The sequence below is a fragment of the Niastella sp. OAS944 genome (assembly GCA_024809215.1).
Taxonomy (GTDB): Bacteria; Bacteroidota; Bacteroidia; order Chitinophagales; family Chitinophagaceae; genus Niastella.
The window spans coordinates 429,821-445,968 of sequence record JANUBW010000007.1 but is presented as its reverse complement, the minus strand read 5'-3'; the positions used below and the strand labels follow the sequence as shown (position 1 = coordinate 445,968).

Here is a 16,148-nt window from a genome sequence, read left to right as displayed (position 1 = left end):
GTTAGGTTGTCACATCAAATACTTACATGCCATTTTACCATCCTGTGCTCTGTTTATCAATAACCTTATTAGACAAAGGCCTCCCGATGCACCGGGAGGCCTTCTTGTTTTATATAAAAAGGAGCTTAAATATTTACCAGGGAATTTCCAGTTTATTATTGGATCTTTCTACATCGGCCATTCGCATAGAGGGGTCAATTTCTATCACCTTTAGGTCGGTAAGGCGTTTGTTGAACTCAAATGTATATTGCGGGTGTGTCCACTTCCAGGGTTCATAAACGTTACGCGGAATAGAAGCATCTTCAACCGGTTTGGCACCAAACATGGAGTATTGCGGTATATAAGCCATCAGCTTGCTGCCATCTTTAAATGTTATCAACACATCTATTGGCATGGGCATATTGCCAAGTCTTCTTAACCTGATCTTTGTTTTACCGCTTTCTTCCCATAAGCTATCGATACCATAATCGATGGTTTTGGTAGTGTTCACCCAATACTCGCGGTACCAGTCGAGCTTCATATCGCTGGCCTTTTCAGCCACCCGAATAAAATCATTTACATTGGGATGTTTAAACCGCCATTGATTATAATAATCGAGCAATATTTTATCGCGTACCTGGGCGCCAACAATATAACCCAGCTGCTCCATAAACACCTCCCCTTTTGAATACGAGGCAATGCCATACGCTATATTGGTTTCATAATGATCGGCATGGGTAGTGAGGGGTTCTTCAAGCCTGCTGGCAACAAGACCAAAGTAATTGTCGTACGCATCTTCATGTGGGTTGGCTTTGCCAACAAATGAATTGCTTCCGGCCAGTGAATCAACCAGCACTTTCTTACGTGGCCCTGTACCTACTTCGCTTTCGGTAGCCTTGCTGTTGGTAACTGTTTGGTAGTAATTGGTAACCAGTGAAGCAGCGTAACTGGTAAAGCCTTCATCCATCCACGGATAAAGCGATTCGTTGGTACCCAGCATCATCTGAAACCAGGTGTGCATCCATTCGTGAATGGCTGTGCTTATGCTGGGGCCTACAATGAGCGTGCCCATGGGGTATTCCATACCACCATCGCCACCATGTATAAACGTATATTGCTTGTATGGATAAGCACCGAATTTCTTTTCAATAAATGGCAAAACAATTACGGCTGCATCTGCTACCCGTTTCCATTGTTCATGAAAATCCTTTATATAAGCATCTGCAGTAGCAAAGTCCTTCTTTTTATCGGCAGCCAGCCCATCGTACACTTTACGTAAATGAGCATCGTCGTTGTTATAAATAACATGTATAACCGGCCCGCCGGCAATAGTGCGGGTAAGATGTGTATACTCAGGATCGGCAGCCCACATAAAGTCGTGTACATTGGGAGCAACAAAACGCCAGGTAAGGGTTGGGCCGGCAGGTTTAGCCATTCTAACACCGGCATCCTGGTAACCAAAACCAATTTGATTTGGGTTTTGCAAATAACCGGTTCCGCCAATCATATAGTTCTTATCGATGGTAATATTCACTTCATAATCGCCCCACACACCATAGAACTCTCGGGCAACATAGGGAGTTGGATGCCAGCCTTCATAATCATACTCACACATTTTAGGGTACCACTGGCTCATTGAATAACGTACACCGGTGGTTGGGTTATCGCGACCACTGCGGCGGATCTGCAGCGGCACCTGGGCTTCAAACTCCATATCGAACACCACTTTTGCATGGGGCAGAATGGGTTGAGTAAGCGGCACTTCAAGAATGGTTTCCTGCACATTGTACTTCTGGGCAGCGCCATTCAGCTTTAAAGAAATTATCTTTTGGTAACCAATCTCATCTTCTTTCAGGTATTGAATACGGTCACGTACGCGGCTATCCCAGTCTTGCTTTTTATTGATGGTCTTTTGGCCAAGTACGCGGCTGCGGTTATCCATCATGCTGTTGGGCTGAAAGGCATTCCAGTATAAATGATAGAATACTTTTTTAAGTGTATCGGGCGAATTATTGGTGTATTCAAGCCTTTGTTTACCGGTAAACCGGTTAGTGGTCACGTTCATGGCAACATCCATCGTGTACTTTACCCGTTGCTGCCACCTGTCGGGTTGTGCCCACACTGTAGCTGTCAACAGGGAAAACAATCCCAGCGTATAGATCTTATTACGCATCATTTCTGTGGTTTTATATTAAAATAGTTTTCAGGCGCGTAAGGTATGCAAAAAAGAAAAATGATAAATAGTTATAAGTTATAACCGGTTAATACCTCCCTTGTATTAAGGAGCTTTTAATGTGATGGCGCACATGCTAAGCGGTTGTAAAACAATAATCCCCGGCAGCATAACTACCGGGGACCTTATATATGTGAAAGTTATTGATTGTTGGCTTACAGTGTAATTTTGTCGCTAAGCAAACGACCGCTGGGGTCGAACAACAGGTTCTTCTTCTGTATATCGTTCTTTTCTATTTCAAGGCGGTATTGCGTTTTGTCTTCACGCAGGGCTATTTTATATACTTTTTCAATAGTCCATTCTTCTGCGTATTTACTTTTTTGAAATCCATCCTTTACAGCTGCAGGCAACTCAGCTTCAGTGATCTTGTTCTCGGTGCTTTGCCAGAAACCTTTATTGGTGAATTTTGCTTCGTAGTGTATGTTATCCTGATCAAATACAGCGGTAAAGCCGGTGAGGCGATCGCGCCATTCAACGTTTAATGCGGTGGGGTATTTACCTCTGAACGCTTCGGTAACTTCTGCCGGTATCTTACGCATTTGCGCGTTGGCGGTACCATATATAGAGAATGCTAAACAAAGCGCCAGACAGTAATAAACAAATTTTTTCATACTTGTTACGTGTTTATGGGAGTTACAATACAAATTTCAATCCCTGACCTGACAAAGAAAACTTAAAGTTGTTGAAATTTTGCATGCCATTTTGTTAATACACTATTTCAACAATTAACAAGCCGAAGTAAGACGTATGATGTATGAAGCACGAAGCCATAAGGTAAAAAACATTGTTTACATGCCAAATGCAACTTTTTCCTACTTCTTATTTCTTACTTCCTACTTCATTCTTTACCAGCCAGCACAATTACAATTTCACCTTTAACATCTTTCTTTTGAAAATGTTCAACTAACTCCTGCAAAGTACCATGGGCATTTTCTTCAAACATTTTACTAAGCTCGCGGCTTACACTGCATTGGCGGTCGGCGCCAAAGTATAAAACAAACTCCTGTAAGGTTTTGAGGAGGCGGTGGGGCGATTCATAAATGATCATGGTACGGTCTTCTTCGGCCAGTTTCTTCAACATGGTTTGCCGGCCTTTTTTGGGCGGCAGAAAACCTTCGAAAGTAAAGCGGTTCATGGGGAGGCCGCTGTTTACCAATGCGGGTACAAAGGCAGTGGCGCCGGGCAAACATTCAACTTTTATTCCCTCTTTTATGCATTCACGTACCAGCAAAAAAGCAGCATCAGATATACCGGGGGTACCGGCATCAGATATCATGGCCATTGTTTTGCCTTCGCGCAGCTGGTTGATAAGATGCGGCACTACCTGGTGCTCATTATGCATATGGTAGGAAGTAACCGGCTTTGATATTTGATAGTGGTTTAACAATTTACCCGATGTGCGGGTATCTTCGGCCAGTATCAGATCAACCTGCTTCAACACCTCCAGGGCCCTGAGGGTAATGTCCTGCAAATTGCCTATTGGTGTAGGAACGATGTAAAGCATAATGGAACTAACGTGATAATTTGCTAATAGCAAATGTGCAAACGCCCTCAGTTAAGGGCATTTGCACATTTGCATAATTTGTTCCGATGTTTGTGGGGTTCAATTAATTAACCACAACTTCAAAGTATTCCATTACTGGATTAGCGAGTAACTTCTTGGAGGCTTCTTCGGCAATAGCTTTTGCCTGATCAGGGGTGTTGGCTTCTACCTGCAGGGTGATGTTCTTTCCTACCCGTACATCCTGAATATTTCCTAATCCCAGATTTTGCAATCCACCCATTACGGCTTTTCCCTGCGGATCGAGCAATTCTTTTAACGGCATTACCTTCACCTGAACTGTATAGGTCATGTGGTTTTATTTTTGAACGCCAAAGATAAGATGATGTAAAGAATAAATACAACCGGTACAGCCAACCATTTTAATAATATACCCGCTATTATGGCTGCAACCAGCAAAATAAGCTTGGGTAAATTACTTTTTACTGAGAAATTTTTAAATTTCAGGGCCATCAACGGCAAATTGCTTACCATTAAATAGCTCACGATGACAATTACGGCATACCAAAGCCATTTATTATGCATCAACTCCACTGCCGCCGGGCTTTCTGAATACCAATAAATAAGCGGGAAAGAAGCGATCAGCAATCCAACAGCCGGTGTAGGTACTCCTTTAAAGCCGAATTGCTGCGAATCGTCGAGGTTAAACTTACCCAGCCTGAAGGCCGCCGCACAAGAGATAATAAAGGCGGGCATCAACATCAAAACAGGCACTTCAACACCATCGGGCTCCGATGAGTAGCTTAACCGTAAAAACTGGTAAACGATCATACCGGGCGCCACGCCAAAACTTACTGCATCGGCCAGGCTATCGAGTTGTTTACCCAATGCAGAAGTAGCGCCGAAGAGGCGGGCAACAAACCCATCTAAAAAATCAACTACTGCAGCCAGTGCTATGAACAATGAACCCAGCCATATTTTTTCTGGTATCTCTAACAACTGGGTACCCTGCTCATCATTAACTATAATAATACCGTTCTGAAGTATATATGTGATCGCAATACAACCAAAGAACAAATTGATCAACGTGAACAGGTTCGGAATATGCTTCATTAATTCGAAAAATTAGTAAATATGAATAGGTGCAATTTAACTATTTACGCTTCATGTGTGCTTCAATCTCCTCCGATGTAATAGGTATCTTAGCCATCAGGTCTTTGTTACCGGTTTTGGTAATCCACACATTGTTCTCAATACGTATACCCATTTGCTCTTCTTCTATATAAATACCCGGCTCAATGGTAAACACCATGCCCGGCTTAATAGGCTCAGTACGCGTTCCCAGGTCATGCACATCAATTCCTAAATGATGCGAAATACCATGATACAAATACTTGCGGTACGCACGGTTCTCTTTGTCTTCGTTCTTTATATCCGATGGACTTAACAATCCCAGCTTCACAAATAGTTTGGTAGCCTCTGCACCTACTTTATCGGTGTAATCAACAATACTAATACCTGGTTTCAAAATGCTTTTCGCATAGTTATGCAGTTTCAAACAGGTGTCGTATACCTCACGCTGGCGTTTTGTGAACCTGCCATTCACCGGTACCGTACGGGTTAAATCGGCACAATAACCGCCATACTCGGCGCCAAAATCCATAAGTACCAGGTCGCCATCTTTACATTCCTGGTTATTATTTACATAATGCAGAATGCGGGCGTTGTCGCCACTCGCAATAATACTGCCGTAAGCCGGGCCGGTAGCGCGTTGCGATAAGAAAGAATGCCATATTTCGGCCTCTATCTCATACTCCATTACGCCGGGCTTTATGAATTTAAGCAAGCGTTCAAACGTAACATGGGTAATATCTATTGCTTTTTGCATTACCACAACTTCCTGGGCCGACTTAATTGCCCGCAGGTCTTTCATAATACGGGCGCTGCGTTTATACTGATGCAAAGGGTAACGCTGCCTCATGGTTTCGGCAAAACGGTAATCGCGTACGGGCACCAGACTTCCCTTGCGATCGTTTTCGTTGGTATTTAAATATATGGTATCGGCCAAATGGATCCACCCCTGTAAAACGCCTTCCAGGCTATCGAGCCAAAGAATGGTTGAAATACCACTGATCTTTTTGGCTTCTTCTGCACGTAAGCGTTTGCCATCCCATTTCTCTTTCATTTCATTAGGACGAACCAACACCAGCACCTCTCTGAACTTGGGATCGGGGTTGCCGGGGAACAGGATCACCATGGTATCTTCCTGATCAATTCCACTTAACCAATACAGGTCGCTGTTTTGTTTGAATTTATGCAGGGCATCGCCATTGTTTGGCAGTTCGTCGTTGCTGTTGAAGATAGCGATAGCATTTTTATCCATCCTTGCCACAAAATTCTTACGGTTCTGGATAAAAATGGCAGGATCGAGCGGCAGATACTTCATGTAATAATTTTTTATGGAGCTTTTGTTACTGAATTGAAGGGGTAAAAATAAAGTTCACCCGGCAATTGACAATGGAGAATCGTAACCCGCCCCTCTCATCACCCACATAACCACAATCAATTAACAAATAAATCATGCTTTTAGTACCCATTCAGTAAAACCGCCTGAGCTATCAATGCGATTTTATCCTAACACATGTTAGTTAAATAATTAACAACAAACTACCCATTACATTAGAATATATTCAAAAATGCATTAAATACCGCCATTGGCATGGATAATTTTTAATATTATCTTTGACCCGTAAAACAAACGAATGTTAGTATGTCAATAACCACACTTGCACTGCCAACGAAAGGACTTGAGGAGCTTGGCCTACACTCAACCAACCTGTTACACTATCAATTATCAGCCGATGAACTGGTACAGGATACTTTACGCTTAAACCAGGGTGAACTGAATAACACCGGCGCTCTGGTAGTTAAAACCGGAGAATTTACCGGTAGAAGCCCCAAAGACAAATTCATCGTAAAAGACGAGATCACTGAGAACTCTGTACACTGGAATGACTTCAACATTCCTTTGGATGAAAAATATTTCCATTGCATTCGTAAAAAGATCCTTGATTACCTGAACGTACAGCCGGAAGTATGGATCCGCGATTCTTACGCCTGCGCCGAACCACGCTACCGCCTAAACATTCGTGTAATTAATGATAACCCCTGGGCAAACCTGTTTGCCTATAACATGTTCCTTCGCCCCGAAGAGGAAGAGCTGGACCATTTTACGCCCGACTGGCATATTCTGGCAGCACCAAGCTTAAAGCTCGACCCCACGGAATGTGGCGTTCGTCAACATAATGCGGCTGTAATAAGCTTTAAACACCGCACCATTCTTATAGCCGGCAGCGCCTACACCGGTGAGATCAAAAAAGGAATTTTCTCAATTCTCAATTATATTTTACCGCACGACAAAGGTGTGTTGAGCATGCACTGTTCGGCCAACATAGGTAACGATGGCGATACAGCCCTGTTCTTTGGACTTAGCGGAACCGGCAAAACCACTTTGAGCGCCGATCCTAACCGTAAACTTATTGGCGACGACGAACACGGCTGGACAGACCAGGGCGTATTCAACTTCGAAGGCGGCTGCTATGCCAAGTGTATTGATCTGAGCGCTGAAAAAGAACCGGCCATTTACGCCGCCATACGCGGTGGCGCACTGGTTGAGAACACCATGTTCCACCCCGGCACAATTGATATTGACTATACTAATAAATCCATTACGGAAAATACCAGGGTATCGTACCCGTTGAATTATATCTGTAATGCCAAAGAACCAGCCACTGGCGGTATTCCGGAAAATATTTTTTTCCTTACCTGCGATGCTTATGGCGTTCTGCCTCCGGTTTCAAAACTTACACCCGAACAGGCTATGTACCAGTTTATTTCTGGTTATACAGCTAAAGTAGCAGGTACCGAAGCCGGCGTTACCGAACCTAAATCAACTTTCAGTGCCTGCTTTGGTGCTCCCTTTTTACCCCTGCACCCGGGCTTTTATGCCAGTATGCTGGGCGAAAAACTGAAAAAGCACAACGCTAATGTATGGTTGATAAATACCGGTTGGACGGGCGGCGCTTACGGCACGGGCAGCAGAATGAAATTGTCGTATACCCGCGCCATGATCAGTGCAGCACTGAATGGCCAGCTTGAAAAGGTGGAATATGAAACCCACCCGGTATTTGGTATGGCCATACCTACCAGTTGCCCCGGCGTACCTTCACCGATATTGGACCCACGAAATACCTGGGCCGATAAAGAAGCATACGATAAGGCAGCCGAAAATCTGGCTAAACAGTTCATTACCAATTTTGAAAAATATGCATCGGGGGTTACGCCGGAAGTACTGGCAGCAGCTCCAAAAATTTAGTTTGCCTTTTTTGTTCTTCTTTCAAATATTTTATTGAAATTAGAACGCTTTTTGAACAAAAAGCATTTCGGTCTCAACGATTACTTTGCCATAGAAAGGGTTGTCTCATAACATGGGACAACCTTTTAATTTTGTACATGGTTCTGTTGATTTCCGAAAAATTTAGGGAAATGTTTCCAACGATTTAATTTAAGTTGCTGTTGTGTTTAAGGACCTCCAATTATGAGCAAGGTATTTTTTTCATTACTTCTCGTATGTATGTCCGTTATACAAACGAACAACCTGATCCCCTGGAACGCTTCACGACGGCTTAGCTGGAGCGATTTTAAGGGTGATCCCGATCCGCATTCTACCAACGCAGCACTTACCAGCAGTAATATCAATATTGAGTTTGGTTACAATGACGATGGATTTCAGTATTCAATAAAATGCAGTTTCGACCAAAACCGCTCGTGGGTACGAGTAAAGACCAACGACGTGCTGGCGCATGAACAAGGCCATTTTGATATTGCAGAAATATACGCCCGCAAGCTTAACAAACAAATGAAAGCTTACCGCTTTAATGCCAAAACGGCCAGCAATGATATAAATCAGCTGTACGAAAATGCCATGAAGCAACACCGGCAAACGCAAATCCAGTACGATCAGGAAACCGATTACTCACGCAACAGGCCCAACCAGGAAGAATGGCTGAAAAAGATAGCCAGCGACCTCAAAGGCCTGGAAGCCTTCGCCAATTACCAGCAGTTGAAATAATAGTTAAAAATGAGTACTGTCGGCCTTTAACTGAATTTGCTGACCGAAAAGTGTATTGAACAACAGCGGGAACTGGTTTACATTACTTACACTATCGTACCACAAATGATAATCGCGGTTGGGCAGGTAAACTGCGTTAAAGTTCTGAAATGAAAAATCCCTGCCAGGCATATTATGTGCATCGCGGTTACCATGATCACTCATGACCATAATTACGGCCTTGCCTTGTGTAGCGGCAAACAACTCCTCAAGAAAACGGGTGATGCGTTTGTTAGCATATACCAGGTATTGCAGGTATAATTTATCGTTGCCCGCCAATCTATGATCACTTACAGTTTTATAAACATCGGGCACCTTGCCGGTGCTGTCGTATATATAAGGTTTATGCGGCATTACCAGGTGTAAATAGGTAAAAGAAGGCGAATGCCTGCCGGCAGATGACAACACATTTTGCATTTGGCGCTCATGGGTATTGGCCAGCCCTTTATTTAGCCAGGCCGAAACCCCACCTATATTCAGTTTATCCTGTGGTTCACCAAAAATTATTCTTCTTAAAACCCGTATGTACAATGCCCGTGAAGTGATAAGTTCTATGCCCCGTGGCACTATGGGCACCGAAGTACTGGTATCAATGCCATCCACTACAAATGGCGATAAATTTTGAATGCTGTAATTGAACCGTTTGAAATAAAAACTGGCAGCATTATGGTCAATCATGTTAGCCAGGTTCTTATATGTATCGCGCTGCCGTTTGAAGTTAACCACCGTAGAGTCGAGATAGGTCATATTCAACAGCGAAGCCATTGAGTAAATGGTATAAGAGTAATTGCTCGACGGCTTCGTGCAAACATAAAAACCTTTCTGTTTTAAATACGATTCAAAAGTTTCATTATTGTAATGATAGTATTCTTTCAGCCCCGCAGTTCCCAGGTATTCATCCAGTAACACCAAATAAACATCCGGCTTTGCTGCAGTATCGGCCAGTGGTTGTACAACAGGGACCGGCACAGATGAATTACCAGGTTTAGCAGTAGCAGCCTGCCATGCCAGCAAAACCATTTCAAACATTATAAGCAGTAACAACAACGCGTTTAAAAAACGGGTAAACCTAAACAACGGTTTTTTATAAAAAAACAGCCCTGCAAACACCAATAACGATAACAGGCCGATAGCAGGTATGAGCCTTGTGAACAACGACCAGGAATAAAGTGCACTATGGCTTGCCAGTTCATCCTGTATGGCGCCAAAGAATAAAAAGCAAAAACACAATACGGTCGCCAGCAGCGCGCCTTTGCAGCCATCTTTGTACATTTTACGGCTAGCGTAATACAACACCCAGGCCACAGCGCTATACTGTAGTATTAACAATACCAGGGACGATACTTTTATTAGTCCAAAAAATTCATTGTATCCATGTAATACAAAGAAAAGTATCAGCCACTGAAAGTGTAGCGGTGCTTTAAGTAAATTTTGGAGCTTTTGCATACAGCATTTAGAACAAACCGTATAACTGGGAATCAATCTTCCGAATGATGTCACCCAGGTGTTCGTCGTTTTCGGGGAACTTGTTCTTATCGATGTCTATTACCAGCAGGGGACCTTCTTTGTAGCCATCGATCCATTTATTGTAGAAATCGTTTAGGCGTTTGAGGTAATCGAGCCTGATATTCTCTTCGTATTCGCGGCCACGCTTTTGAATTTGTGCAACCAGCGTTGGCACCGATGCTTTCAGATAGATAAGCAGATCGGGCGGCTGCACCATTGTTTTTAAGGTTTCGAAGAACATGAAATAGTTATCGAAATCGCGTTTGCTCATAAGACCCATTTCGTGCAGGTTGGGTGCAAAGATGTAGGCATCTTCGTATATGGTCCTGTCCTGCACCACGGTTTCGGTACCGCGATGTATATCGTTGAGTTGTTTAAGACGGCTGTTAAGGAAGTAGATCTGCAGGTTAAAACTCCACCTGGGCATATCGTCATAAAAATCGAACAGATAGGGGTTATGGTCTACATCTTCAAACTGGGGTATCCAGCGGTAGTGTTTACTGAGGAGCTCAGTGAGCGTAGTTTTGCCCGCACCGATATTGCCCGCTACAGCGATATGCTTCGGTTTCTTAGTTTTTGCCATTATTGTTGAGTTCTATCCCGTTATAGCCCCGATCCTTGCGGGGCTAATAAAAAATTAAGATATCAATTCTTTCTGGTATCGCCGGTGTTTTTTAATAATAATTCAAACCCATTGCCTCACGCACCACTTTCATGGTAGCCTGAGCGCTTAGCCGGGCTTTTTCGGCGCCCTGTTCCATTACCTTTTGCAGGTAATCGGTATTTTGTTGAATAGCCGCAGCCTTTTCGCGTATGGGAGCTATAAAGTTCACCATATCTTCGGCCAGCTGTTTTTTCATATCACCATACCTGATGGTACATGCGTTATAGTCCTCTTCAAATTTTTGCATAACATCCGGCGCGCTTACCAGTTTCATTAGTAAGAACAGGTTCTCAATATAATCGGGCTTAGGCGTGTTTGGTTCTTTAGGACCACTATCGGTTGTGGCCTTCATTACTTTTTTGCGTATGAGGTCATCGGGATCGCTGAGGTAGAGGGTTGCCATCTGGTTCTCGCTCTTACTCATTTTACCGGCGCCATCGAGGCTGGGCACCTTTACCAGTTCGCTGCCAAAATTAAAAGCAACAGGTTCGGGGAACACTTCACTATAACGATGATTGAAGCGACCGGCAATATTGCGGGCCATTTCCAGGTGTTGTTCCTGATCTTTACCTACCGGTACCAAATGGGCGCGGTGTAAAAGAATATCGGCTGCCTGTAATACCGGGTAGGTCAACAGGCCTGAATTTACGTTTTGTGGATGCTGCCGCACTTTATCTTTAAAGGTGGGGGTTTTTTCCAGTTCACCTACCATGGAAACCATGTTCAGGTACAGATATAGCTCAGAGGTTTCAAAAACATGGCTCTGGCAATACAGGGCGCATTTTTCGGGGTCGAGGCCACTGGCAAGGTGCTCGGCCAGAACGCGGTGTATATTAGTTTTTAACTCTTTTGTATCGGGGTGGGTGGTCAACGAATGCAGGTCGGCCAGCATAAAAAAGCAGGGATATTCATCCTGCATACGCACAAAATTGCGCAGGGCGCCAAAATAGTTGCCAAGGTGTAAAAACCCGGTGGGGCGAATGCCGCCCATGACGATCTCTTTCTTAACACTTTGCATAAGGAGCGCGAAGATAAGAAATCGCAATGAGCTAATGTGCTAATGTGCTGATTTGCTAATGGCGTCAACACACTGAAACCTTGAATTTTACCATTCACCCACACCTCCTGCCCATTGGTATCAATTAGCACATTTGCACATTAGCATATTAGCATATTGGCTATTTTTGCGACTATGGAAGTAAATGATGCATTGGTACAAAACCTGGCCAACCTGGCACGCCTGCAGTTCAATGAGCAGGAAAAAGAAATAATTAAGGGCGACCTGCAACGAATGATCCATTTCGTCGACAAACTCAATGAACTGGATACCACTGGGGTTGAACCGCTTTTACATATGACAGACGCTATCAATGTGTTACGTGAAGATGAGGTAAAAGGGTCCATTTCACGGGAAGAAGCGTTGAAAAACGCCCCCGATTCAGACGGTACGTTCTTTAAAGTGCCAAAGGTGATCAAGAAAGATTAACCCTGGCCTCATAATTCACCCGGCTTTAAACTATTTCTATGAATGCTATCATCCACCTCGAGGACATACGCAAGAGCTATTTTATGGGTAAGCAGGAACTGCAGGTGCTAAAAGGTATTAACCTCGATATTCACACCAACGAGTATGTTGCCCTTATGGGCCCATCCGGTTCGGGCAAAAGTACCCTAATGAATATCCTCGGTTGCCTCGACTCCCCATCTGCCGGCCGCTATGTGTTGAACGGACAGGATGTAAGCAAAATGGCCGACGATAACCTGGCCGATGTTCGTAATAAAGAAATAGGGTTCGTATTTCAACAGTTTAACCTGCTGCCCCGCCTAACCGCTTTGGAAAACGTGGCCCTGCCCCTGGTTTATGCAGGCGTTGGCCGTAAACAACGTACCGAAATGGCTATGGAGGTTATTCAAAAGGTGGGCCTGGAAGAAAGAAGCCATCACAAACCCAATGAGCTTTCGGGTGGTCAGTGCCAGCGTGTGGCCATTGCCCGGGCGCTTGTAAATAATCCTTCACTTATTTTGGCCGATGAGCCTACCGGTAACCTCGATACCAAAACCTCCAAAGAGATCATGGATATCTTTACCCAAATACAGGAGGCCGGTAATACAGTAGTACTGGTAACCCATGAAGAAGATATTGCCAACTATGCCAAACGCGTGGTTCGCCTGCGCGATGGTTTAATTGAAAGCGATACAAGAAAACCAGAACTTGTTGGCGTGTAAAAGTTTCATCCTACTTTAGCAGCAATATCACATAGACGAATATGGCACAGAAAATATATACCAAAACAGGAGATAAAGGTTCTACCTCATTAATTGGCGGAACCAAGGTGCCTAAATCGCATCTGCGAATTGAAGCCTATGGAACCGTTGATGAGCTTAGTTCATGGATAGGCCTGTGCCGCGACCTGCTTACCGACGATGCCGCCAGAACGATACTGCAGGAAGTGCAGGACCGCCTGTTCACCATGAATGCCGCCCTGGCCTGCGACCCCGTAAAAGAGCCCAAACTACTTATACCCGACCTAAAAGAAGAAGACGCTGTACTGCTCGAAAATGAAATGGACCGCATGAATGAGGTTATACCACCCATGAAGAGCTTTATATTGCCTGGCGGTCACCCTACGCTTTCTCAACTGCACATAGCCCGCTGCGTTTGCCGCCGTGCCGAACGGTGTTGTGTTCGCCTCGACCAGGAAAGCCTGGAAGTAAATGGCATTATTTTGAAATACCTCAACCGCCTGAGCGATTATTTATTTGTGCTGGCCCGTTATACCGGCCATCAAATGAATATTGAAGAAATACCCTGGAAAGCGAGAGTCTAATAGGCTAATGTGCTAATATGCCAATATGCTAATTGTTTCTGTGTAACAGACTAATTAATTGCCGGCTCTCTGCTATGCGAAATTGCACCCGCGCAGGTGCATTAGCACATTATCTCATTAGCAAATTATCACATTACGATCTTCCCGTCTTTCATATGCAATATTCTGTCGCTCATTTGCGCCAGCTCTTCGTTGTGCGTTACTATGAGGAATGTTTGATTGAACTGTTGCCTTAGGGAGAAGAACAACTGGTGCAGTTCGGCAGCATTGGCCGAATCGAGATTACCCGTAGGCTCATCGGCAAAAATGATAGCCGGCTTATTTATGAGGGCGCGGGCCACCGCCACACGCTGTTGCTCGCCACCCGATAATGCATTTGGTTTATTATCGATGCGTTTCTCCAGTCCCAACATCGTTAATAACGATAAAGCATACTCCTCTACATCCGACTTACGCCTACCGGCCATCCAGCCGGGTATACACACATTTTCCAGGGCTGTAAACTCGGGCAATAAATGGTGGAACTGGAAAACAAACCCCACATGTTTATTACGAAAAGCCGCCATTTGCTTCTCATTCATGAAATTGATACGTTGATTTCCAACCACTACCTCGCCTTTATCGGGCTTATCGAGGGTGCCCAGAATGTGTAACAACGTACTCTTTCCCGAACCGGAAGGCCCTACAATACTGGCTATTTCGCCTTGCTTTATCTCCAGGTCAACCCCTTTCAATACCCACAGATCACCATAATATTTTTGAATATTCGTCGCTGTCAACATGTGTTGTGAATTACTAATATGGGCGTCAAGATACTACAAACCATTGGCTTCCCGTTCATAGGAACCCTATGTGACAATGTTTTTATGAAAACCTTCCATTATCTTTCAAAGATAGATTTGGTTTTTTCATTAGGAGGGTTACTTTTGCGAAAAATTGAGGGGTAAAACCGGGGATCGAACCTGGCATTTTCTCCGCCCCTTGATTAGGTAACTGTACGTGGATTTAAAACTTTAAACAGGCTAATCGTATGTTTTGGACATTAGAACTTGCATCCTATCTCGAAGATGCACCGTGGCCTGCCACTAAAGATGAGCTGATTGACTACGCAATCCGTAGCGGTGCACCCATTGAAGTGGTAGAAAATCTTCAGGAACTCGAAGATGAAGGAGAGATTTATGAAGGTATAGAAGACATCTGGCCAGATTATCCCAGCCAGGATGACTTCTTCTTTAATGAAGATGAGTATTAAAGCCCATGGCTAAAAAATAGTGCAAACCGGTCGCTGCAAAGCGGGCGGTTTTTTTGGCTTCCGGCCGACGTAAGAGGTACGAAGTATGAAGTAAGAAGAACTTTCTGTGCGACCTTCTAAAAAGCAACGGGTTGAGCACTCTTACGACTGCTCAACCCGCGCGAATTTCATACTTCTTATATCTTACTTCTATTTTTCCATTTGCTCAATAACCGCCTGCGTTACACCGGTAAAGGAGAAGCCTCCATCATGGAACAGATTCTGCATAGTTACCATCTTTGTAAGATCGCTGAACAGTGAAACAACATAATCGGCACATTGATCAGCAGACGCATTACCCAGCGGGCTCATTTTTTCGGCATAAGAAATAAAGCCATCAAAACCTTTTACGCCGCTACCTGCTGTTGTTTTGGTAGGTGATTGCGAAACGGTATTAATACGTACTTTCTTTTTAACACCATAGTGGTAACCGAAGTTACGGGCAACACCTTCAAGCAATGCCTTTGCATCGGCCATTTCATTATAATCGGGGAACACACGTTGAGCAGCGATATAGGTCAATGCTACTACACTGCCCCAGTCGCTGATAGCATCCAGGTCCCAGGCAGTACGCAGCACGCGGTGCAGCGACATAGCCGATATATCGAGGGTCTTTTGGTTAAAACCGTAATCGATCTCAGTATAAGGTTTGTTCTTACGAACGTTAAGGCTCATACCTATTGAGTGCAGAACGAAATCAACCTGACCGCCAAAATGCTTCATGGCACCTTCAAACAAATTCTTCAGATCGTCCATATTGGTAACATCGGCGCCAATAACCGGTGCATTCACTGCTTCGGCCAGTTTATTTATTTCGCCCATACGTAAAGCTACAGGAGCATTGGTCAATACCAGCTGTGCGCCTTCTTCATGACAACGTAAAGCTGTTCTCCACGCAATCGACTTTTCGTCCAGAGCGCCAAATATGATCCCTTTCTTTCCTTTAAGCAGGTTATATGCCATAGAATTTTGTTTT

The 16,148-nt window shown here is 44.1% G+C and carries 17 protein-coding genes; 6 read left to right on the top strand and 11 right to left on the bottom strand.

The features are described from left to right. Positions 1–133: 133 nt before the first annotated feature. From GGD38_RS26225 to GGD38_RS26200, 6 genes are all read right to left on the bottom strand, one after another. The gene (locus GGD38_RS26225; RefSeq protein WP_375296634.1) at positions 134–2,155 is read right to left on the bottom strand and encodes a M1 family metallopeptidase; all 2,022 of its coding nucleotides are present in this window, start codon (positions 2,153–2,155) and stop codon (positions 134–136) included. A gap of 212 nt (positions 2,156–2,367) precedes the next feature. Continuing rightward, positions 2,368–2,823, bottom strand: a complete 456-nt coding sequence (locus GGD38_RS26220; protein ID WP_375296635.1) for a PepSY-like domain-containing protein — start codon at positions 2,821–2,823, stop codon at positions 2,368–2,370. A 227-nt stretch (positions 2,824–3,050) separates the two neighbouring features. Beyond that, positions 3,051–3,716, bottom strand: a complete 666-nt coding sequence (gene rsmI / locus GGD38_RS26215; protein WP_375296636.1) for a 16S rRNA (cytidine(1402)-2'-O)-methyltransferase — start codon at positions 3,714–3,716, stop codon at positions 3,051–3,053. A gap of 103 nt (positions 3,717–3,819) precedes the next feature. Then, positions 3,820–4,065, bottom strand: coding sequence for a phosphoribosylformylglycinamidine synthase subunit PurS (purS, locus tag GGD38_RS26210; RefSeq protein ID WP_132553955.1), 246 nt, complete (start codon positions 4,063–4,065; stop codon positions 3,820–3,822). After that, positions 4,062–4,826 carry a CDP-alcohol phosphatidyltransferase family protein gene (locus tag GGD38_RS26205; RefSeq protein ID WP_375296637.1) on the bottom strand — a complete coding sequence of 255 codons (765 nt, stop codon included), beginning with the start codon at positions 4,824–4,826 and terminating at the stop codon, positions 4,062–4,064. The genes purS and GGD38_RS26205 overlap by 4 nt, the downstream gene beginning before the upstream one ends. Positions 4,827–4,866: 40 nt before the next feature. After that, positions 4,867–6,159, bottom strand: coding sequence for an aminopeptidase P N-terminal domain-containing protein (locus tag GGD38_RS26200; RefSeq protein WP_375296638.1), 1,293 nt, complete (start codon positions 6,157–6,159; stop codon positions 4,867–4,869). Positions 6,160–6,483: 324 nt separating this feature from the next. On the opposite strand from GGD38_RS26200, the gene pckA reads away from it, so the two are divergent. Together pckA and GGD38_RS26190 are read left to right on the top strand one after the other, a co-directional pair. Further along, entirely contained in the window at positions 6,484–8,088 is a 1,605-nt protein-coding gene (gene pckA, locus GGD38_RS26195; protein WP_375296639.1) for a phosphoenolpyruvate carboxykinase (ATP), read from the top strand. Positions 8,089–8,346: 258 nt separating this feature from the next. Further along, positions 8,347–8,844: a DUF922 domain-containing protein gene (locus tag GGD38_RS26190; protein WP_375296640.1), complete on the top strand. Its 498-nt coding sequence runs from the start codon at positions 8,347–8,349 to the stop codon at positions 8,842–8,844. A gap of 3 nt (positions 8,845–8,847) precedes the next feature. On the opposite strand, the gene GGD38_RS26185 is transcribed toward GGD38_RS26190, so the two are convergent. The 3 genes from GGD38_RS26185 to trpS form a co-directional block, all read right to left on the bottom strand. After that, complete coding sequence (locus GGD38_RS26185) at positions 8,848–10,329, bottom strand: hypothetical protein (RefSeq protein ID WP_375296641.1); 1,482 nt, start codon at positions 10,327–10,329, stop codon at positions 8,848–8,850. A 7-nt stretch (positions 10,330–10,336) separates the two neighbouring features. Continuing rightward, the gene (locus GGD38_RS26180; RefSeq protein WP_375296642.1) at positions 10,337–10,972 is read right to left on the bottom strand and encodes a deoxynucleoside kinase; all 636 of its coding nucleotides are present in this window, start codon (positions 10,970–10,972) and stop codon (positions 10,337–10,339) included. A gap of 91 nt (positions 10,973–11,063) precedes the next feature. Beyond that, a complete protein-coding gene (trpS, locus tag GGD38_RS26175) occupies positions 11,064–12,071 on the bottom strand; it encodes a tryptophan--tRNA ligase (RefSeq protein WP_375296643.1) in 1,008 nt (335 codons plus the stop codon). 174 nt (positions 12,072–12,245) lie between these two features. Between trpS and gatC the strand changes: the two genes are divergently transcribed. The 3 genes from gatC to GGD38_RS26160 are packed head-to-tail and all read left to right on the top strand — an operon-like array spanning position 12,246 to position 13,881. After that, on the top strand, positions 12,246–12,539 hold the full coding sequence (gene gatC, locus GGD38_RS26170) for an Asp-tRNA(Asn)/Glu-tRNA(Gln) amidotransferase subunit GatC (RefSeq protein WP_375296644.1): 294 nt from the start codon (positions 12,246–12,248) through the stop codon (positions 12,537–12,539). Between the two features lie 38 nt (positions 12,540–12,577). After that, positions 12,578–13,279 carry an ABC transporter ATP-binding protein gene (locus tag GGD38_RS26165; protein ID WP_375296645.1) on the top strand — a complete coding sequence of 234 codons (702 nt, stop codon included), beginning with the start codon at positions 12,578–12,580 and terminating at the stop codon, positions 13,277–13,279. A 41-nt stretch (positions 13,280–13,320) separates the two neighbouring features. Next, positions 13,321–13,881 carry a cob(I)yrinic acid a,c-diamide adenosyltransferase gene (locus tag GGD38_RS26160; protein WP_375296646.1) on the top strand — a complete coding sequence of 187 codons (561 nt, stop codon included), beginning with the start codon at positions 13,321–13,323 and terminating at the stop codon, positions 13,879–13,881. 128 nt (positions 13,882–14,009) lie between these two features. Here the strand turns inward: GGD38_RS26160 and GGD38_RS26155 are convergent, their stop codons facing one another. Continuing rightward, positions 14,010–14,663 carry an ABC transporter ATP-binding protein gene (locus tag GGD38_RS26155; protein WP_375296647.1) on the bottom strand — a complete coding sequence of 218 codons (654 nt, stop codon included), beginning with the start codon at positions 14,661–14,663 and terminating at the stop codon, positions 14,010–14,012. Positions 14,664–14,911: 248 nt separating this feature from the next. Between GGD38_RS26155 and GGD38_RS26150 the strand changes: the two genes are divergently transcribed. Continuing rightward, positions 14,912–15,133: a DUF2795 domain-containing protein gene (locus GGD38_RS26150; protein WP_014221625.1), complete on the top strand. Its 222-nt coding sequence runs from the start codon at positions 14,912–14,914 to the stop codon at positions 15,131–15,133. 189 nt (positions 15,134–15,322) lie between these two features. Here GGD38_RS26150 and GGD38_RS26145 read toward each other — a convergent pair whose 3' ends face one another. Then, positions 15,323–16,135, bottom strand: coding sequence for an SDR family oxidoreductase (locus GGD38_RS26145; RefSeq protein ID WP_132553976.1), 813 nt, complete (start codon positions 16,133–16,135; stop codon positions 15,323–15,325). Positions 16,136–16,148 lie beyond the last annotated feature (13 nt).